Raw genomic sequence first — 20,751 nt, forward strand, 5'->3', positions numbered from 1 at the left:
AACCCCTACCCTCTCATCAAAAAATAAACAAATTTCTTATATCCTATTACGAATTACTATTTACTTAGTTCCGTACAAACGATCTCCAGCATCGCCAAGTCCCGGAACGATATATCCATGCTCATTCAAATGATCATCAAGCGCAGCTACATAAATATCGACATCTGGGTGAGCCTCTTGAACGGCAGCAACACCTTCTGGAGCTGCAATCAGGTTCATCATTTTAATTTGTGTACAGCCACGCTTCTTCAGCGAGGTAATAGCAGCAATCGCAGATCCCCCCGTAGCTAGCATTGGATCAATTACGATCAGTTCACGTTCCTGTACATCTGTAGGAAGCTTGATGTAATACTCAACCGGTTGAAGCGTGTCCGGATCACGGAATAAGCCAACATGTCCTACTTTAGCAGCAGGAAGAAGCTTCAGAACGCCCTCAAGCATACCCAGACCAGCACGAAGAATAGGGATAAGCCCAAGCATTCTTCCAGAAATCACTTTACTTTCCGTTTCAGTGACCGGTGTTTGTACTGTAATGGTTTCTAGAGGAATATCACGTGTTATCTCATAAGCCATCAATGTGGCAACTTCGTCAACATGCTCTCTGAAATCCTTCGTGTTTGTTCTTACGTCGCGAATAAATGTTAGTTTGTGTTGAATTAAAGGATGATCGCAAATCACCAATTTTCCCATTTCCTGTCCCTCCGGTAATTGTAAGTCGTGTCTATAACCCTAGAAAGCGTTTTTGCTTCTCTATGGCTAAATCCTGTCTATTATAGCATTCCCATCGCCGCATTTCACCTAGAAAGGCACATGTACCCATATTGAACCCCTACCCTTGTGTTTTCCTTCGCTTATAAAGGTAAGGATTGGTAATTCCGTTGCCTTTTCAGGAATAAAACCTAGATTAGGTTGTGCAAATTTGCATTTTTCATACTATTCACATTTTTTTCACTATTGTTTATGAAAGTTCCATGAACTTTCATGATTGATTTCATGATTTTCCATCAATTTACCCAGATAATATTGTGAACAATAAACAACAAAAAACCTCCACCAAACCCTAAAATCAGGACTCGGTGGAGGTGAATTTATTAGTGAATACGAGAATAAGAACTAGTACTTCAGTTCTGGATAAAGTGGGTACTGATCCGTCAAATCAGCAACTTGACGAGCTGCCTCAGCTAATTTCACTTCATCCTTCGGATTCTTCAGAACATTAGCTATAATGCGGCCAATAACCACCATAGCTTGCTCGTCCATACCACGGGAAGTAACCGCAGGTGTACCAATACGAATACCGCTTGTTACGAAAGGACTTGTAGGATCAAATGGAATTGCGTTTTTATTCACAGTGATTCCGATGGAATCTAGTACTTTTTCCGCATCTTTTCCGGTAATGTTCAGGTTGCGTGTATCAAGCAACATCAAGTGGTTATCTGTACCACCGGATACAATGTTAACCCCTTCGCTAATCAGTGTTTCTGCAAGAACATTTGCATTCTTCACTACATTCTCAGCATAGGTCTTAAAGGATGGCAGCAAAGCTTCACCGAATGCGACTGCTTTTGACGCAATGACATGCATCAGCGGTCCACCTTGGGAACCAGGGAATACGGCTTTATCGATAGCAGCTGCCCATGGCTGTCTGCACATAATCATACCTCCGCGGGGACCGCGTAAAGTCTTATGTGTTGTAGTTGTAACGAAATGAGCATGAGGAACCGGGCTCGGATGAAGACCAGCAGCAACAAGACCTGCGATATGGGCCATATCTACCATAAACAACGCGCCGACATCATTGGCGATAGCACCAAGTTTTTCGAAATCAATAATGCGCGGATACGCACTTGCACCAGCAACAATCAACTTAGGACGGTGCTTGAAGGCTGCTTTGCGTACTTCGTCATAATCAATTAGGAAAGTATCTTCTTGTACACCATAAGCTACGAAGTTATAGAGTAATCCAGAAGCATTTACTGGACTACCATGCGTTAAATGTCCGCCATGCGCCAAGTTCATGCCAAGAACCGTGTCGCCCGGGTTAAGTGCAGCGAGATATACAGCCATATTCGCTTGTGCTCCAGAGTGAGGCTGTACGTTGACATGTTCCGCACCGAACAATTCTTTTGCACGATCACGAGCCAGATTCTCAACGATATCCACATCTTCACAGCCACCATAATACCGTTTGCCTGGATAGCCTTCTGCATATTTGTTCGTAAGCACTGAGCCCATGGCTTCCATTACGGCTTCGCTAACGATATTCTCTGAGGCAATAAGCTCAATGTTGGCACGCTGACGTTTCAGTTCCAGTTCCATTGCTTCCAGTACTGCCGGGTCACTCTTACGTAATTGTTCCATGTTCTTATTTCCTCCCTAGTGTGTGTAGATATGTTGTATTTAAATAGAAACGATTTGCCCGCCACGAAAAAGCTTTAGGTCTACGTTTCTGCAAAAACATAAATCTAAGTCCATCAATCACAAACCTGTGAATCACTCTGTTCAAGAGTACGGTAAACCGCACGTTCGCCGCCAATAAGCGGAGGTCTGGCCCATGCCGCGTTCACTCTAGCTGCTCCAATGTACCGCAAGGTCGGCCGAAAAGGAACTGCCACGCGGCGCAAATGCATACCTATAAGAGTCTCACCAATGTCTAAGCCAGCATGTGCTTCTAACGTTTCCGCCAGAACAGGATCTTTCATAGAGCGATAGGCAGCCGCAGCCATCGAACCGCCAGCACCCGGTATAGGTACAGCTGAAACTTCACTTAGCCCAAGCGACTCTAGCAAAGAGCGTTCCATTACAAGCGCACGATTCAGATGCTCACAGCACTGATAAACGAGATGAAATCCTTTTTCCGCTGCGACCAAACGAGCCCCTTCAAGCAGTTGCTGTGCGACTTCAAGCGCACCACCGGTTCCAATACGGACACCAGCGACCTCACTTGTGCTAACTCCTAGGACAACAATTTTACCAGATCCAAGGTTACCAGCTTCCGCCAACTCCCTTAACACAGTGACAGTAGCTTCAGTTAAAGATAACTCCACAACTTTGTCCATCACCCTACCTCCTCAAGCTTCAAACAAGCGTCATTTAAACAAAAAAGAGCAGTCCGCAGGTAGCTGCGGATTTGCTCTTTTGCCCAGGCGACCGGCCGTTTATTCCGATGCTCCATCGTGGTTTGATCCACATTTGTCGCCAGTTACATCGGAACCGATTAGTTGTACTTTCATCTTAAAGCAAAGCCGACTGAAAATCAACCATTTACAAATGGCGTAAGGATTCCAGTTTATCTAATAAACTAAACAACGAAGTGCGAATCTCAGCAGCAGTAAGCTCATAATCTTCACGCGTACCCCCGAATGGATCAGAAATATCAAAGCTTGGGATACGCTGGCGGATTTCAATCATTCGTTGTAGATCCGTTGCGTTGGGTTCACCACCTAGAGCTATGTTTAACTCAGCATCTGCATAAAGGCTGTCCAATTCTTTAATATCCTCAGTCACAGCTTCTTCGTTATGCACGTATTCCTTCAATGTATATGTTTTTGTTACAGCATCCGGAAAATACTGTAGCAAATGTTGCTTATGTCCACTGGTTAAGGTAAGTACAAGATCGGCCCAAGCGACGGATTGCCCTGTTAATTTCGACGACTCTAAATGATCATGAATGCCTTCTTCCTGCAAAATAGCTGCAGCATGTCTCGATATAGAAGTACCAGAAATGGCAGATACACCTGCAGACCGCACTTCCAGGTCGATTCCACGTTCCTTCGCAAGCTTTCGTAAAAGCCCCTCAGCCATAGGACTACGGCATGTATTACCGGTGCAGACGAATAAAATATGCAGCATGCTTTTGCACCCCCATGAAATTAAAATATTGTAATGCCGTTATTGTATCAAAAGATGAATAGCAAGCCAAACCCCAATAAAATAGCCCCGCCCAGTGCTTCCCCATATTCCCCGAGTCCACGACTGACATGCCGCCCAAGAAGCAGGCCGATAATTGACATCAGACCTCCACAGGCACCAAAAGCTAGTATAGTCAGAAGTACACCATTCACAAACATCCCTAAGGATACCCCAACGGAAAAAGAATCCACACTAACACTGAGTGATAGAAGCAGCATTCCCCATAAGGTTCGGTGATTCATAGCTCGCGTACCTACCACTTCCGGACGAAAGGAGTTATACACCATATGTCCGCCTAACAGCACAAGTAGCCCTCCTGCGGCATAAGTTGTTACTTGACCTAGCAAATGTCCGACATAACTTCCAGTCAATAAACCTAGAAGAGGCATCAGCATATGAAAAAAAGCAATGAGCACACTCATTTGCAGAATATGCAGCAGACGAATCCCTTTCATCCCGATCCCTACTCCGAGCGAAAAGGCATCCATCCCTAATGCAATCGCCATTATAGCAATAGTAACTGTCTGCCCCCAACCGGCATATACATCTCCTATGCCCATGCTTAACCCCCCAAGTCCGAAATATCTTGTACAACAACGATATGCGGACAAGGGGGTAATCATGACTTCATAGGAGATTTCAGATTCGAAGAACCTATACTATAGCTGGATAGAAAGGTCGCCGTGGCTATCCGGCATCAATGACGGAACCACCGGCTGCCTTCATAAGCCGGTTCATAATAGCTACGCCGAGGCCCGTATACGGACAAGCCTCGGCCAAGATGTAAGTCGCTCCCGCTTCATCGAAGCGCCGCAGCGCGGCATATAGGGAGCGCGCCCCTTCCTCCGGCGAGGATAACGAGCCGAGGGAAAGAACGCAGGCGGCAGGATCGGCGGGATAGAGGGGCTTATGCTCCTCGAAGAGGAGTAAGCCCGTTACTTCGCCGTTCAGCTGTGCCGCCTGAAGTAGACTCGCGGCTTCATCCGCAACACGTTGCGGAGAAGATCCGCTCACCACACCGAGCCAGCCGCGCGGCGCGTAGTGCGTGTACTTCATGCCCGGCGCGCGTGGCGCCAAGCTGGCGGAAACAGTTTCTGCACCGTGGCGCTCCTTCGGTGCAGTGGCTACTGGAGCTTCCGCTGCTGCGGAAGCTCCAAATTCTTTAACCACAGCCGGCTCAGCAGCAATAGCTTCTGCTCCCACTACAGCAGCTAGCTGCTCCAAAGTAATCCCACCAGGGCGAAGCACGGCAACCTTTCCATCAGGCTGCACCTGCACCACAGTTGACTCCAGTCCAACTCCGGCGGCGCCGCCATCAAGTACACCACCAATGTATCCGGCCAAGTCTTCCATCACATGTGAAGCTAAGGTCGGACTCGGACGACCGGAACGGTTAGCACTAGGTGCCGCAACGGGACAGCCCGCTGCACTGATCAGCGCCAAAGCTACCGGATGATCAGGCATACGAACACCTACCGTGTCCAGTCCTGCCGTTACACAGGGTGACAAAACACCCTCACGAACAGGAAGCACAACTGTCAGCGGTCCAGGCCAATAAGCATCCATCAATACCGCAGCCGTAGGATGCACTTCTGTAACCAGCTCGTCCAGAGCACCTGGATCGGCAATATGCACGATAAGGGGATTGTCAGACGGTCGCCCTTTTGCCGCAAAAACAGCCTCAACTGCCGCAGTATTTCGTGCATCCGCTCCAAGTCCATAGACCGTTTCGGTTGGAAAAGCGACCGTTCCACCTTCACGAAGCATGGCTGCCGCCTCCACGATGGCTAACTTATTCTCCTCACTTGACTGAAGTACACCGGAATCCGAAGCTGCATCTTCCAGCAAATCCAGTTCCCAATATACAGTCTCATTTCTATTTCCACTCCGCCGCTGAACGGCGAATAAAGGGTCGTGTGGTTCATTCATTCTCATCACAGGCTTTCTACAGGATATATATTGAACAATAGCTTTTCTTGCAATCTTAGGATAAATACTCTGGAGGTTCATTAACTCTAATCTTACCAAAAAGCGGCCCCAATGAAGGCGCCGCAGTCGATCTGCTTATGAAATAGTAACATATCTAGATTCAAAACTATAGACCATTTCCACAAAACCAAAGGGCTAACATCAGCATTACGACCATAATCCGCTAATCCAGTTCCAAAGGTTTTGCAGCAGTTCCCAAACGAAGAACCGTACCTCTGGCTCTGCGGAATCCGCTGCCGCAACATCCTTCGCCGAAGAATCTGCTTGTACAGCTGTTCCTACTGCTGGTTGCGCCTTAACTCCGCTATCTGCCCCGGCAGCCGAAACGGTCTTCGCCTCTTTGTTAGCAGCAGGTGCCGCCGCATCTCCAGAACCCGCATCGATAAAGCACAACGGCGGAAACAGTACGCACCACCAATTTTGCCCTTTTCCCTCACCCAGCGTTACCCGAACAGCCTCGTATTCTCCGGCCGGATAGACTGTTCCACCGTACAATTTGGTCGGAAAAGGAACTACACCCAGCTCAACTTTATAAGAATATTGAATGCCACGTTTCTCTAGCTCCGATCCAACTAGTGCATTAAGCTCTGGTAGATGAGTTCTAATTAAAGCGCGCGCCTGCTCTAAACTCTGTGGGTCCTCAAGTGCAGTTACCCACTGGTTCATTTGCTCTACAATTGTATCGCGGATTTGCCGCTTCACTAGTTGATCTTGTGTTCCGTCCGAATTCGCCAGAATACGCAGCCGGATAGAATCCTGTGGAATCGATACTTCGGCTACTGCTGCATCGGTTTTTTGACCTTCCCAGGCCATGATAACGATCATAAAAAAACAAATTAAAATGGCAGTATACTTAAAAGTTACACGTAAGGAATCTCTTTTATCCATATGATTATCGTTCATTTGTCGCAGCCCCTCTCCTCTTAACTCTCATGCTAGTAGTATGTCCAGAGATGAGAGACTGCAAACCTATGAATCTATTAAATCTATAATTTTACAGGAAGCGCCTTAGGCAACTGCAAATCCTCCTCAACATCCCGACCATAAAGATGCACACTCATTACAATCCCCATACAGGCCATATTAATTAAAAGAGATGTGCCTCCATAACTGATGAACGGAAGTGTAATTCCCGTAAGCGGCATTAGGCCGATAAAAGCTCCAATATTCTCTAAGATTTGATATAGCAGCATTGCCGTAATTCCAATAATCAAAAACGGACCACTACGCTCCCTACTCTCTAGAGCAATCAGTATCATCCGATGAAGAAGAATAAAAAAGAGCAACAGCAGCAGCGCTGAACCCACAAACCCAAACTCCTCCGCAACCTGTACGAATATGGCATCCGAATAGGTATATGGAACACGGTTACTCTGCACAGAGCTTCCTTGCATGTACCCCTCGCCACTCATCCCTCCGGAGGCAATAGCCACTTTAGCATTTTTCGTGTGATAGCTTGCATCATCTGACGCCAAATCAGGTACGAGCCAAGGATCAAAACGATCCACTAAATGCTTCCTGCCAAGGGTCTCCTCAAAAAAATATACCGCTTCATCATGATAGTGAATATAGCTCAGAATTCCTGCAAGACCCAATCCGCCAACGATTAGTAATCCGATGAGTGCATGTGAAATTTTGATATTCCCGATCCATAGAAGACCGATTAATATTACGATGTAGCTTAGCGCATTTCCGAGATCATTCTGTACAATAACTATGGCAAAAGGGAGCAATGTAAGAAGCGCCAGCGGAACGACTCCCTTCCAGAAGGTTAGCGTGGCTCCTTGTTTACGGACCAGTATGGACGCGAGTAAAAGAATCAATATCAACTTAAAAAGCTCCGCAGGTTGAAAGCTAAGTCCACCTATCTCTAGCCCTAATTGCGCACCGTTCTTTACCTTACCAAAAAAACTAACCGACACTAGGAGACCAATACCCAAGATGTAAATATAAAGAGCATATTTAACAAATATCCTATAGTCCACGAAGGTAAGCACAAAAAACGCTACAAACCCTACAATGTAGTATTTAAGCATTTGTAGATGGAACCCATCTAGTTTCTGAACTAATCTACCATTAGTCACGCTGTATATCGAAAGAATACTAATCACCATCAGCATAACTAGAACAATAAGAATCACGCTATCGATCTTCTTGAGCTTTTTAAGCATACGCAAACCCCTTACTCTATTAACCACCCTCACCTGAGGAAAGTCTCTCCTTTCTATTGTAGAGCATTCAAGGCCACAATTCCAAATTTATGTAATACACCCGATATCAGAGATTCACATCCCAAAATAAAAAACCGCCAGTTCCCATCCTTAAAAGATGAGTTTCTGACGGTTATCTTTTGATTTAGTGATTAAACCTGTTTGGCGGCTGCATAAGGAGTAGGCTTAGGCAAATCTTCCTCTACATCTCGACCATGCAGACGCACGCTCATTACCAGCCCAATGCTGGCCATGTTAATAAGCAGGGAGGTACCTCCGAAGCTGATGAATGGCAATGTGATACCTGTCAAAGGCATCAGACCAATAAACGCACCAATATTCTCAAAAATCTGATACAGCATCATCGCGACAATGCCGACGATCAGAAATGGACCTGCTCGATCTCTGGCTTCCAGCGCAATCAGAATCATTCGGTGAATCAGGATAAAATACAGTAGCAGCACAAATGCAGAACCGACAAAACCAAATTCCTCGGCAATCTGCACAAAGATAGAGTCTGAATACGTATAAGGCACCCGATCCGTCTGAACAGAGCTACCGTTCATATAGCCTTCTCCACTCATCCCACCTGAGGCAATCGCGAGCTTGGCGTTTTTGGTATGATAAAGAGCTTTCGCTGTCGCTTTATCCGGAACAAGCCATGGGTCGAAACGTTCAATCCAGTGCGAACGGCCAATATCGTTAAGAAACGTTTTAATTTCGTCATGATAATGGATATAACTCATAATTCCGGCAATCGCAGAGCTTGCTACAATCACCAGCGCGATTAATGCGTGAGTGTACTTAATATTTCCAATCCACAACAGACCTGCAAGAATCACGATGTAAGACAAGGCATTCCCAAGGTCATTCTGTGTAAGGACAATAAGAAACGGAAATAAGGTTAATAGGCCGAGCGGCACAACATCCCGCCAAAACAAGAGTTTACTCTTATTCTTACGAACAAGCATCGCTGCCAGAAATAGAATTAATATTAGCTTGAATAGCTCGGCAGGCTGAAGGCTCAGTCCTCCAGGGAGGGACAACCAGCCTTGGGCATTATTCTTGGTCTCGCCCAAAAAGCTGACGAGGACCAGGATACCTATCCCAAACAAATAAATATATAACGCGTATTTCACTAAAATTCTGTAATCTAAAAAGGTCATTCCAATAAAAGCAATAAAGCCAATTGCATAATACATCATCATACGGATATGATGTCCGTCCAGCTTTTCTCTTCCATGAGTCACACTATATATGGCGAAGATGCTGACAGTCATGAGCAATAACAGAACGACTACGATAGCACCATCAATTTTTTTAATCTTCTGAAGCACGTTCTGCCTCCCTACTCTAAATCTGGGCTTTCTTTTATGGTTCACCAAGAAGTCCGGTTAAATTCTATTGTAAAGGAAGTCGGGTTGAAAATACAATTTCACTCCCCGATCAACAGGAGTCCCCTGCACAGCATGCAGTATTATCGTGCTACACCTAGCACATGACGTGGAATTCCAGCTAGATCATTAATGGTGATGATCTCTTTCCAATGACCCGCCGCTTCAAGTAGCGAGGCTACCTGCTCGGCTTGTCCGAAGCCGAGTTCAAAGCCGATCAGGCGCGGCGGTGCCGGGAGCAGCGCCAGCTGCTCCATCATGCGGCGGTACGGGTCCAGCCCGTCCGCTCCGCCATCCAGCGCAGTGCGCGGCTCATGGTCGCGCACCTCACGCTGCAGCCCGGCGATATCCTCGCCGGGAATGTACGGCGGGTTGGAGACGAGAATATCCGTCTCCATCCCCGCGAACGGCTCGAGCAGATCGCCGAGCCGAAAGTCCACGGCTGTGCCGGAGCGCATCGCATTGCGCTTCGCCACAGCTAGGGCCGCCGGCGAAATATCGCCGGCGCAGACCCGCCACGCCGGCGCTTCCGCCGCCAGCGTGACGGAAATCGCTCCGCTGCCGGCGCCGATATCGACGGCGGTCAGCGGCCGTACGGCGCGTCCACCTTCCGCGCCGCCCGCACGATCTTGCGCTGCTGCTAACGAAGCAGCGCCTTCTTCCTGCGCCGCTTCACTCGGCGCAACCGTGCCGTCCGGCCAAAGCTCCGCGCCGTACCGCAAAATCGCCTCGACGAGCAGCTCCGTCTCCGGCCGTGGAATAAGCACATCTGGCGTCACTTCAAAAGGACGCCCGTAGAACTCTTGCTCGCCGATGATATATTGCACCGGCTCACCCTTACTACGGCGGGTAACTCCCGCCTCCCACGCTTCCTTGATCGCAGCTGGAAAAGGATCCGCCAGCGCCATATAATACGCCGCTCCGGATAAGCCAAGCGCATGCTCAAGCAGTAACTGCGCACTGCGCTGCGGTTCATTACAACCGCTCTGGCTCAAAAAAGAAGAAGCCTCCGCAAAGGCTTCCCGGATGCTTTTCACTTCCGACATGACAAATACGCCATCGTTCAAAGCATTATTATCCATTGTCCATACTATCCATCAAATCAGCTTGTTCAGCAATTGAAAGAGCCGAAATAATTTCAGTGATTTCTCCGTTCATAACCTGCTCCAGACGGTGCAGTGTCAAGCCAATGCGATGATCTGTAACCCGGCTCTGCGGGAAGTTATACGTCCGGATACGCTCACTACGATCACCCGTACCTACTTTGCTCTTCCGTTCACCAGCATACTTTGCTTCTTCTTCCTGCCGCTTCATATCGGAGATACGGGCACGAAGCACTTGAAGCGCCTTTTCCTTATTGGAGTTCTGTGACTTACCGTCCTGACAGGTAGCAACGATGCCCGTAGGTACATGGGTTACACGTACTGCAGACTTGGTCGTATTTACAGACTGTCCGCCTGCACCACTTGAACAGAAGGTATCCACACGAATATCTTTATCATGGATTTCAATCTCAAATGCTTCAGCTTCCGGCATCACCGATACTGTAGAAGTAGAGGTATGAATACGTCCACCGGATTCAGTCGCTGGGATACGTTGTACGCGATGCGCACCACTTTCGTATTTCAACTTACTGTATGCACCGCGGCCGTTAATAAGGAAGATTACCTCTTTAAATCCACCAAGATCGCTCGCGTTGACATCCATTAGCTCCACGCGCCAGCCTTGTGAATCTGCAAACCGGGTGTACATCCGATAAAGGTCGGAAGCAAACAATGCAGCTTCATCTCCACCCGCTGCACCACGAATTTCGACGATTACGTTCTTATCATCATTCGGGTCTTTAGGCAGTAGCAATACACGGATTTGCTCTTCCAGCTCTACCTGACGTTTGGAAAGGTCGTCAATTTCCATCTTGACCATTTCCTTCATCTCATCATCAAGCTTTTCGCCTTGCATCTGCTTAGCAGCTTCAAGCTCTTCCATTACACTCTTATATTCAGTATACGCCTCAAATGCAGGCTGTAGGTCTGATTGTTCTTTGGAATAATCCCTCAGTTTCTTACTGTCGTTTGCAACATCCGGATCACAAAGCAGTTCACTGAGCTTCTCATAGCGGTCCGCCAGGGATTGCAATCGGTCCAACAAGGGAATTCACCTCTCCTAGTTCAATTTCAAATTCGCAAATAAAGCGATTAAAACATATGTCATAAAATTAGATATACGACTTTATATTATACCAAAGATATTGTGAAATGGCTACAGTTCTGTACGCGTAAATCCCTTAATAAATGTCTTATATTTTAAAAAAAGGATCATCCCAGCAGTAGATACCCTCTACCGACTGAGATGACCCTCTTATCATTAGTATGCTTCAGTCCTCTTAAACGTTGAAACGGAAATGCATAACGTCGCCGTCCTGCACCAAATACTCTTTACCTTCTAGACGCAGTTGACCACGTTCTTTGGCACCATTCATTGAGCCTGCTGCCAAAAGATCTGCGTAAGCCACTACCTCAGCACGGATAAATCCACGTTCAAAATCTGTATGAATTACACCAGCAGCTCCGGGTGCTTTAGTTCCCTTACGAATGGTCCACGCACGAACTTCCTGAACGCCTGCCGTGAAATACGTATACAAGCCTAGAAGTTTGTAAGCCGCTTTGATCAAGCGGTTCAGACCAGATTCTTCTAGCCCAAGTTCTTCTAGGAACATCGCTTTATCTTCGCCCTCAAGCTCGGCAATTTCAGCTTCTACTTTAGCACTGATCGGAACAACTTCAGCACCTTCAGTTGCTGCAAATTCACGTACTTGCTGCACATAAGGATTATTCTCAGCACTTGCTACTTCTTCTTCACTTACATTCGCTGCATACAGCACAGGCTTCAATGTTAACAAATGAAGATCACGGATAATAACCTTCTCGTCATCGGACAATTCTATACTACGTGCAGGTTTATCTTCGTAGAGCACTTCTTTGACGCGTTCAAGCAGTTCAACTTCTTGAGCGTATTTCTTGTCGCCGCCTTTGATGTTCTTACGGGAACGCTCAATCCGCTTCTCAATGCTCTCAATGTCAGCAAGAATCAGTTCCAAATTAATGGTCTGAATGTCGCTGATCGGATTTACTTTTCCATCCACGTGGGTAACGTTCTCATCTTCAAAACAACGAACGACATGAACGATAGCGTCTACTTCGCGAATATGAGCTAGGAACTTGTTGCCTAGTCCCTCACCTTTACTCGCACCGCGCACAAGACCAGCGATATCAACAAATTCAAAAGCAGTAGGTACAGTCTTGTTAGGTTGTACCAGCTCAGTCAGTTTATCAAGACGTTCGTCCGGAACTTCAACGACACCAACGTTAGGGTCAATCGTGCAAAAAGGGTAGTTTGCGGATTCTGCTCCCGCTTGCGTTATTGCATTAAACAATGTGGATTTTCCTACGTTAGGAAGACCGACGATTCCCGCTTTCAAAGCCATTTATATGACAACTCCTATTTTCAGCTAAATTGATCATCCGAATAAGTAATACGATCTAAACCATTATATATTAGAACATATTCTCCAGCAACACCGGATGTCTTACAGTTGTGTCAATCCAGCCTTATCCAAGCGAACCCATTTCAATAGGATTTGGCAAGTTCCAATACTTTTTGCACCGCCGGCTGATCCAATAGGGGCTTAGAAGTATCTGGATCAACCTCCACATCAGGGACTGTCTTCACTTCCTCGTTGCAGCTTCCATCAGAGTTAAGTCCCATCTCAAAGGAAAATCTGAATACATAACCGCTATTAGGCAATGCAACGACAAGTGGATCCATCCCTAGTCCGTCCCCACCTGTTCTGCCACCAACAACCGTCGCAAACCCGGTGCCTTTTGCAAATGCTGCAAAACCTTCCGACGCTGAATACACAGAGCTATCTACCAGCAAATAGATCTTTCCTTTAAAACCAACGGATTCTTGAGGGATTACTACATCTGTATTTTTACTATATGTCTTGAACATTTTTAATGCTTCCGATGGTAAATTAGGCAACTGTTCGTCTTTGATGTTGGTAATAGGCTGCTGCCCCCTTGTGATCTGACGTGCCTGCATAAAGGTCTCAGCATAGTTGCCTCTTGTATAAAGTAAGTATGTATTGTATTCGATAGGTTTATTAATCAGCAGAGGAGCAATATGAGCTCTCCAGTAATCGCTGTTTCCTCCGCCATTTCCGCGGATATCTAGAATTAGTGTCTTATAATCTTTAACTTCTATTAAAAAATCACGAATCTCCGAACTATCCATCTCCAAGAGACTTCCAGCAAAGCTTCGCATGCCTAGATACGCTATTTGCTCTGGCTCTATAATAACCTTTTTTACATTCCCGGAAGTCTTTCCTGTCTGACTCCATGCCTCACCACTATTCATATCGTTAACGATGCCATCAGAGCTTTGCTGCTCCGCTAAAGGTTTCTGGTTGTAACGAGCCAACACATTTGGCTGTTGAAACACGTTGATCCAAGGCTCATAACCAAAACCTGCCTGAACATAGGCGTTTAGAAACCATGGATATTCTTCCTTAGATAAAAAATTCGTATGCCCATTATTTAACCTGCTAAGTACGAATTTCATTCGTTTATAAAACTCATCATCTGCCTTCACTGCTGCAATTTCATTACGGTACTCCTCTTTGTTCGCAAGCCAATCCTCTCCATTTAGACGCTTATTTACCTCTAGGAAAGGGTAGTTCTCCTCAATAATCTTCCACATATAATCAAAATCCTCTAATCTTTGTTCCACTGTCAATGGAGACAACGCCGCTTCTAGCTGTTCTTCCGCTACCTTTGAAGAGGCTACCGGCGCAACCGGACTTGCCTGAACTTGCCCCGACGCAGATTGCTTTTTCCCTGGCGAATCCCCACGGTTGCAACTAACCAGTAACAGTATTGCAGCTACAGTTAAAGCCGCTGGTAATACAAACCTTGGTCTCACCTTAATCCCCCTTCCAATATTCCATATAGCTGAATCCATTTTCAGGAATTTATTTAATAATCATATTTTTCTATTCCTCCTAATTCAAATATATTTATCACAATTATTTACATTTGTTTTCTTAGAACAACACAAAAAAGACCTCCTTCGAGGTCTCCACGTTAAGTATTACAAATCTTTAGACATCGTAATGTCAGTTACGGTATATCCCATTTTTTTGTAGAGCTCAAATGCACGATTGTTCTGACCGAAGACATGTAACCCGATTTTGGTGACGTTCATCTCACGAGCTTCTTCATCGAGTGCGACCATAGCCTGCTTGCCATAGCCTTTACTCTGATACGGTTCAAAAACATAGAAATCATAAATGAAAGCTTCTCGGCCGCTGCGGCCTTCACTTACATTAAACCAGATGTATCCTACCTGGATATCACTACTTATTTCTACTATAGAATATAGATAAGCGCCATCTGTGCTCAACCCTTTAGGTAAAGACTGTGTTATAGCTTCCTCAGACAGCTTCATCGCGATTTCAGGGTCCCAAGCGCCGGCTTTAATCTTATCTTCAGCGTAATCACGAGTAGCTTGACCTAAGAAAAATTGAAAAGCAGACTCATCCATATGAACCAATTTAATCATCATCTTTTTTCACTTCCTCACTTCTATATTTACCATATACTTTTATTTACGTATTAAACGGGAAGTCCCACGTAAAGTTGCTAAATCGGGAGCTCCGATGCCGAACATTGCTATTTTAAGCTCCAGCTCTACCTGAGCCAGTGCAGCATCTAGCGCCTCTTCAGAATCTACTGCCGGTCCTAAAAGATTGCGTCCAAAGCCTGCTAAATCAGCACCGAGGGCCAATGCCTTCGCCGCATCCACACCATGCTTCAAGCCGCCGCTGCCAATCAATGCCCCCTTCGGGGAGACAGCACGTACCTCTGCAATGCAATCTGCGGTTGGAGTGCCCCAGTCTGCGAAAGCTTCAGCCGCTGCGCGCCGTATAGGGTCTCTACTCCGAAACTTCTCGACCTGACTCCAGGATGTTCCACCTGCACCCGCTACATCAACAAAAGCTACCCCTGCATTATAAAGATGTTCTGCTGTATCACCGTCAATGCCCCAGCCGACTTCTTTTACACCTACAGGAACCTCAAGTGCACGGCATACTTTTGCTATCTCCGATAGTAAAGAAGCAAAGCCAGTATTCCCTTCCGGTTGAAAGACCTCTTGAAGACCATTGAGATGCAGTACAAGAAAATCGGCACCAGCAATATCCACAGCGCGGCGACACTCCTCAATCCCGAAACCATAGGACAGCTGTACGGCGCCAATATTAGCGATAACCGGTATATCAGGTGCTTTGTCCCGTACATAAAAGGTTTCGGTTAGCTCAGAGCGCTCCACCGCCGCTCGCACAGAACCAACCCCCAGCGCCCATCCACGACGCTGCGCTGCCTCTGCTAGTCGGGCATTGATGGCTCCTGTAGCAGCACTGCCGCCTGTCATCGAGCTGATCAGCAGTGGTGTACGAAGTTCACGTTCCAGGAACGTAGTCTGCAATGATATATCATCGAAATTCAGCTCTGGAAGAGCATTATGCCGAAATCGGTAATGTTCAAACCCCGTTGTCACACCAACGCCACCAACTTCTTCATTTAGACAAAGGCGTACATGCTCTATTTTGCGTTCACCTGTCCTTGATGCAGGCAATAAAGACTTCTTATCTGAAACCTCTACAGTCGGTAGGTCATTGCCATGATCCGCGCCAGACTGCCTATTCGCATCATATGGTCCGGCCTCTTCTGGCGTATGATTCATGCTCCGTTCCTCCTATTCCTAAACTGCACTTATTATAACATATCCCTTCAGATGAATTTACAATATGAAGTGAGTGAAATACGAGGGATGCTTCATTTCTACCCACTAGGTGTTAATAGGTTGGTACACGCCAGAGCATAATAATTATAAAGGAAGTGCTCTGCAATACTTTCAGGAGGAACTTCCGATGAGATCAGATCGTGAACAACCCGTTCAGCCCCAAGTGATACAAGATAGAACCCATGCTTTTGCTCCAAAGAAACGCACCTCTTCACGACGCCGCAAACGAGTGATATGGGCTTGCGTCATTCTAATTCTCTGGTTAATCGGCGTCATGATATACCAGACACATAAACCTCTACCCGTTGGGATTTCCTATGAAAGTCCCATATACAAAGTGAACAATGTATCCTTCTGGCATGACCTAACCTATCCAGACGGTACGGACACAGGTAAGCAGGAGAGTGAAATTCTTCCGAGAATGCTACATATCATCGAGGAGTCAAGGGAGTTCTTAGTCATCGACCTGTTCCTGTTCAATGATTATACCCATGAAGATCAGTCATTCCCTCCAGTCAGTCGAATGCTGACAGATAAATTAATCTCACAAAAGCAAACCTATCCCGAAATGGAGATTGTCTTCATCACCGATGAGGTCAATACCAATTACAACTCAGCGCCCAATCATCTTCTGGAAGAAATGAAGGCCGTGGGGATCCGAGTCATCATGACCGATGTTAATTCGCTGCGGGATTCTACACCTGCCTATTCAGCCGTCTGGCGCACCTTCATTCAATGGTTCGGACAATCTGGTAAGGGCCTTATCCCCAATCTTATGGCCAGTGGTGGACCGGATATTACCGCTCGATCTTATCTGAAGCTGCTGAATGTGAAGGCGAACCATCGCAAAGTAATTGTCAGTGAGAACACTGCACTAATTTCCTCTGGAAATGTTCACGATGCCAGCGCCTACCACTCCAATATTGCTTTGGAGGTACAAGGTCCAATTATTGCCGATATTCTCCAGACCGAGCAGGCGGCAGCCAATCTTTCAGATGCAGGTCCATTGCTACTTCATAAGCCCAATCTTACCCAAGAAAAGAACCTACCATCAGCGGAATCTCTAGAAGTTCGCTATTTAACAGAAGGAAAGGTATACAAATATGCGCTGCAAGGCATTAGGTCCGCCCGGAAGGGGGATACCGTATGGATGGGGATGTTTTATCTTGCTGATGATGCCATTCTGGATGCGTTGGTAGAGGCTACATCACGCGGGGCTAAGGTAAACCTAATCCTGGATCCAAATCAGAACGCCTTCGGGCGCGATAAAATCGGGATCCCCAACCGTCCAGTTGCCATGGATCTGAATAAACGCACGAATGGCGAAATCTCTATTCGTTGGTACAATACAACCAAAGAGCAATATCATCCAAAGCTGCTCTTTATCGCCAAACAAACCGGCAGCTCCATCGTTCTTGGCGGTTCCACCAATTTCACCACACGCAATCTAGATGACTACAATCTGGAGAATGATCTGTGGATTTCTATGAAGCGAGATCAGCCTCTGTTCAAAGATATGGAAGCCTACTTTTATCGGTTATGGAATAACGAGGGTCATACGTTCACTTTACCTTTTGAGGCCTATCAGAGCGATGTGACCTGGTTCAAGTACATCCTGTTCCGGCTGCAGACTAACCTGGGCTTTACTACTTTTTAAACAAAAACCACCGCAGAGAAGGCAGCACCCTTCGCGGTGGTTTAATCTGTAATGAAGTTATAGCAGTGGAGACATTAATCTGGCGGCAGACTCCAGTATACGTACCACCATGCGTTTATTCATAAAGGTCTCATGCACAATCTGAGTGGTGGACAATAAATCCCGTTCAAAATCAGCAACAATTCGTGTAACGCTCTCTGTCTGAAGAAGCAATGCGTTTACCTCAAAGTTAAGATGGAAGCTCCGCATGTCCATGTTTGCTGTACCAATAGTCGCTATTTCACCATCCACGATTAACAGCTTAGAGTGTATAAAGCCCTTCTCGTATTCATAAATCTTCACTCCAGCCTCCAGCAATGCCGGGAAATAAGAATGCGAAGCCAGAAACGGAATCCATTTATCTGGCTTAGCAGGGAATAACAAGCGAACATCTAAACCAGATATAGCCGCTACACGTATCGCAGTCAGGATATCCTCATCCGGAATGAAATAAGGGCTGGCAATCCAAACTGATTTCTCAGCTGAGGTGATCATGGAGAAAAATATATTTTTGAGTGCACGACGTTCGTTATCCGGTCCACTCGCAATGATCTGTACTGCTCCGTCACCTGTCATAAAGTGTAGCTGTGGCGTGAGATAATCCTGCTCCAGTATTTTTTCACCCGTAGTATGCATCCAATCTTGCAAGAAGATGATTTGCATCGTCCGTACCGCTTCACCTCTAACTAACATATGGGTGTCACGCCAGAATCCATAAGTTTTGCTGCGGCTTAAATATTCATCCCCCACATTCAGTCCACCCATGAACCCGACATCACCGTCGATGACGACGATTTTTCGGTGATTCCGGTAATTAACCCGGCTAGAGAAAAAGGAGGTGGAATTACCGTACGATGCCACTTGTACTCCAGCATCAACCAACTCTTTCAAAAAAGCTTTAGAAAGCTGAAAACTCCCCACAGCATCATACATAAATCGGACAGATACACCCGCACGCGCCTTTGCGATCAAAATCTGTTGAATACGCGTTCCAATGTGATCTGCACGGAAGATGTAATACTCCATATGTATGTGGTGCTTCGCTTGTCGCAGCTCTAGCAGTAATGTTCCAAACGTCTCTTCACCATTGGTAAGGATGCGCGTCTCTGAAGCAAAGGAAATAGGAGTACGCGCTAGAGTCTTGGATAATAATAGTAGTTTTTGACGCGAGGGGTCAAAGACCGACCAATCTTGATGCGTACGCAAAGCGTCATTCTCAATCCGCTCATAGGCCATAAGATCTCTTTGTGCTTTTTTATCATATTTACGACGTTTAAATACATTCTGTCCAAATAGAAAATAAAAGACCAAACCGAGCACCGGGATCAACGCAAGCAAAAGAATCCATGACATCGTAGTAGAAGGATTACGGTTCTCCATAAAAATAGCTAAGCTAATTGAAACGACTGTCAGTGTGGAGAAAATACTAATAATTGTTCCAGCAGTACTCCCAAAAATACCAAAACCAAAATAATAAAATGCTATGAAAGCCCCAATAATAATTATAGATTGAAGTCCTCTTCTCATATTGTACCTACCTTCTTATTCATAAAAGAAACACTAAAATGACACATTTTATATATTACATGAAGAACCTATATCTTCCTAGACAATTACTGTGTAAAAATCTATTTACAACAAAACTGTAACCCTTCTGTTCTGAAATTTGTAATGACAAGATGGATCGAATATAATTATTTTGACCGATTAGTCAATTATAGAACTGGGTAGTCAGAAAGGAGGTTATCCCCCCAATGAGCGATAAAACTGTGGACAAGCAGGAACAGATTATTAAGATCGCCATGCAATTATTCGCTGTGAAAGGCTCCTCTTCCACATCCATGCAAGAGATCGCCGAATTATGCGGAATTTCGAAGGGAAGCTTGTATCTAGTATTCAAATCCAAAGAAGAACTGGAACGCAGTATTTTTCTCTATTGTTACCGAATGATTCGTGATCCCTTATTACGTGAAGAACAAGAAACCCAAAGAACACCGCGTGAGAAGCTTAGGAATCAAATAGAAATTCTACTGAGTCATGTGTACGAATTACGTGAGTTCTTACAGCGTCAAATTCAGGAAGTTGCCGGAAAAGGATTTGATACTGAAGTACCGGAATGGCTGCGTAGAAACAACGCTTCCTTCTTGCGCTGGTTTCAGGTGAAGATGGAGACCCTTTATGGAAAAGACATCATTCCCTATACCGGAGATTTATGTATTGTAGGTCATGGACTAATCAAGTCATATATTGCGGTTATTTTTCGTCAGGATACCCACTTGTCCCTTGCCGTTATGGCTGATCATCTAATGAATCTACTAGATATTATTGTAGCTGGTCTTCTTAAAAGTAAGCAGGCTCCTCTCATCAACTCTACCATTCTTGCAAGCTGGATGGAGGAGAATGAGGAGAGTAAGCGCAAGAATCCACTGCAGATCATTAAGGACATGAAGACTGTGGTTAGTAAATTAGATAGTATAGAACCGGAAGAGTCAGCCGATTTGCTGGAATCACTCAACATTCTAGAAGGCGAAGTTCTCTTACCACACCCACGCAAAGCAATCATACAGGGGATGTTGTCCAACCTCCAATCCTGCTCAGAGCTCACTACACCATTGGAAGAATTGAGAAAGCTGGTTACTTCTTTTTCAAATCATTCATGCTTATTTCGTTAATTGCTCTATAAAGAGTT

The 20,751-nt window shown here is 45.8% G+C and carries 18 protein-coding genes and 1 riboswitch; of the genes, 2 read left to right on the forward strand and 16 right to left on the reverse strand.

What is annotated here, in order from left to right:
- Nucleotides 1-60: 60 nt before the first annotated feature.
- The 15 genes from upp to fni all read right to left on the reverse strand — a co-directional run bounded on the left by upp (nucleotide 61) and on the right by fni (nucleotide 16,306).
- Entirely contained in the window at nucleotides 61-690 is a 630-nt protein-coding gene (gene upp / locus MKY99_RS28500; protein WP_042131376.1) for a uracil phosphoribosyltransferase, read from the reverse strand.
- 423 nt (nucleotides 691-1,113) lie between these two features.
- A complete protein-coding gene (gene glyA, locus MKY99_RS28505; RefSeq protein WP_042192482.1) occupies nucleotides 1,114-2,361 on the reverse strand; it encodes a serine hydroxymethyltransferase in 1,248 nt (415 codons plus the stop codon).
- 113 nt (nucleotides 2,362-2,474) lie between these two features.
- On the reverse strand, nucleotides 2,475-3,059 hold the full coding sequence (locus MKY99_RS28510) for a TIGR01440 family protein (RefSeq protein WP_339267614.1): 585 nt from the start codon (nucleotides 3,057-3,059) through the stop codon (nucleotides 2,475-2,477).
- A 74-nt stretch (nucleotides 3,060-3,133) separates the two neighbouring features.
- A riboswitch (ZMP/ZTP riboswitch) is annotated at nucleotides 3,134-3,216 on the reverse strand.
- 48 nt (nucleotides 3,217-3,264) lie between these two features.
- Nucleotides 3,265-3,852: a low molecular weight protein arginine phosphatase gene (locus MKY99_RS28515; protein WP_339267616.1), complete on the reverse strand. Its 588-nt coding sequence runs from the start codon at nucleotides 3,850-3,852 to the stop codon at nucleotides 3,265-3,267.
- A 47-nt stretch (nucleotides 3,853-3,899) separates the two neighbouring features.
- Nucleotides 3,900-4,472, reverse strand: coding sequence for a manganese efflux pump (locus tag MKY99_RS28520; protein WP_042192488.1), 573 nt, complete (start codon nucleotides 4,470-4,472; stop codon nucleotides 3,900-3,902).
- 127 nt (nucleotides 4,473-4,599) lie between these two features.
- Nucleotides 4,600-5,841: an L-threonylcarbamoyladenylate synthase gene (locus tag MKY99_RS28525; RefSeq protein ID WP_339271822.1), complete on the reverse strand. Its 1,242-nt coding sequence runs from the start codon at nucleotides 5,839-5,841 to the stop codon at nucleotides 4,600-4,602.
- Nucleotides 5,842-6,048: 207 nt separating this feature from the next.
- Entirely contained in the window at nucleotides 6,049-6,804 is a 756-nt protein-coding gene (spoIIR, locus tag MKY99_RS28530; RefSeq protein WP_339267618.1) for a stage II sporulation protein R, read from the reverse strand.
- A gap of 83 nt (nucleotides 6,805-6,887) precedes the next feature.
- Nucleotides 6,888-8,072, reverse strand: coding sequence for an FtsW/RodA/SpoVE family cell cycle protein (locus MKY99_RS28535; protein ID WP_339267620.1), 1,185 nt, complete (start codon nucleotides 8,070-8,072; stop codon nucleotides 6,888-6,890).
- A gap of 191 nt (nucleotides 8,073-8,263) precedes the next feature.
- Nucleotides 8,264-9,448, reverse strand: a complete 1,185-nt coding sequence (locus MKY99_RS28540) for an FtsW/RodA/SpoVE family cell cycle protein (RefSeq protein WP_076285646.1) — start codon at nucleotides 9,446-9,448, stop codon at nucleotides 8,264-8,266.
- Between the two features lie 140 nt (nucleotides 9,449-9,588).
- Nucleotides 9,589-10,587 (reverse strand): peptide chain release factor N(5)-glutamine methyltransferase, encoded by a 999-nt coding sequence (gene prmC / locus MKY99_RS28545; RefSeq protein ID WP_339267622.1) that lies wholly within the window; start codon nucleotides 10,585-10,587, stop codon nucleotides 9,589-9,591.
- Nucleotides 10,580-11,653 carry a peptide chain release factor 1 gene (prfA, locus tag MKY99_RS28550; protein ID WP_042192496.1) on the reverse strand — a complete coding sequence of 358 codons (1,074 nt, stop codon included), beginning with the start codon at nucleotides 11,651-11,653 and terminating at the stop codon, nucleotides 10,580-10,582. The genes prmC and prfA overlap by 8 nt, the downstream gene beginning before the upstream one ends.
- 235 nt (nucleotides 11,654-11,888) lie before the next feature.
- On the reverse strand, nucleotides 11,889-12,989 hold the full coding sequence (gene ychF, locus MKY99_RS28555; protein ID WP_060625988.1) for a redox-regulated ATPase YchF: 1,101 nt from the start codon (nucleotides 12,987-12,989) through the stop codon (nucleotides 11,889-11,891).
- Nucleotides 12,990-13,132: 143 nt separating this feature from the next.
- Nucleotides 13,133-14,485, reverse strand: coding sequence for a S41 family peptidase (locus MKY99_RS28560; RefSeq protein WP_339267625.1), 1,353 nt, complete (start codon nucleotides 14,483-14,485; stop codon nucleotides 13,133-13,135).
- Nucleotides 14,486-14,653: 168 nt separating this feature from the next.
- Complete coding sequence (locus MKY99_RS28565; protein WP_231573354.1) at nucleotides 14,654-15,127, reverse strand: GNAT family N-acetyltransferase; 474 nt, start codon at nucleotides 15,125-15,127, stop codon at nucleotides 14,654-14,656.
- Between the two features lie 39 nt (nucleotides 15,128-15,166).
- Nucleotides 15,167-16,306 (reverse strand): type 2 isopentenyl-diphosphate Delta-isomerase, encoded by a 1,140-nt coding sequence (gene fni / locus MKY99_RS28570; protein ID WP_339267627.1) that lies wholly within the window; start codon nucleotides 16,304-16,306, stop codon nucleotides 15,167-15,169.
- Nucleotides 16,307-16,493: 187 nt separating this feature from the next.
- Here fni and MKY99_RS28575 point away from each other — a divergent pair, with 187 nt between their 5' ends.
- On the forward strand, nucleotides 16,494-18,023 hold the full coding sequence (locus tag MKY99_RS28575) for a phospholipase D family protein (RefSeq protein ID WP_339267629.1): 1,530 nt from the start codon (nucleotides 16,494-16,496) through the stop codon (nucleotides 18,021-18,023).
- A gap of 57 nt (nucleotides 18,024-18,080) precedes the next feature.
- Here the strand turns inward: MKY99_RS28575 and cls are convergent, their stop codons facing one another.
- Complete coding sequence (gene cls / locus MKY99_RS28580) at nucleotides 18,081-19,589, reverse strand: cardiolipin synthase (protein WP_042192502.1); 1,509 nt, start codon at nucleotides 19,587-19,589, stop codon at nucleotides 18,081-18,083.
- Between the two features lie 227 nt (nucleotides 19,590-19,816).
- On the opposite strand from cls, the gene MKY99_RS28585 reads away from it, so the two are divergent.
- On the forward strand, nucleotides 19,817-20,734 hold the full coding sequence (locus tag MKY99_RS28585) for a TetR/AcrR family transcriptional regulator (protein ID WP_339267631.1): 918 nt from the start codon (nucleotides 19,817-19,819) through the stop codon (nucleotides 20,732-20,734).
- Nucleotides 20,735-20,751: the final 17 nt, after the last annotated feature.

It is taken from the genome of Paenibacillus sp. FSL R5-0470, from assembly GCF_037975205.1.
Taxonomy (GTDB): Bacteria; Bacillota; Bacilli; order Paenibacillales; family Paenibacillaceae; genus Paenibacillus_AQ.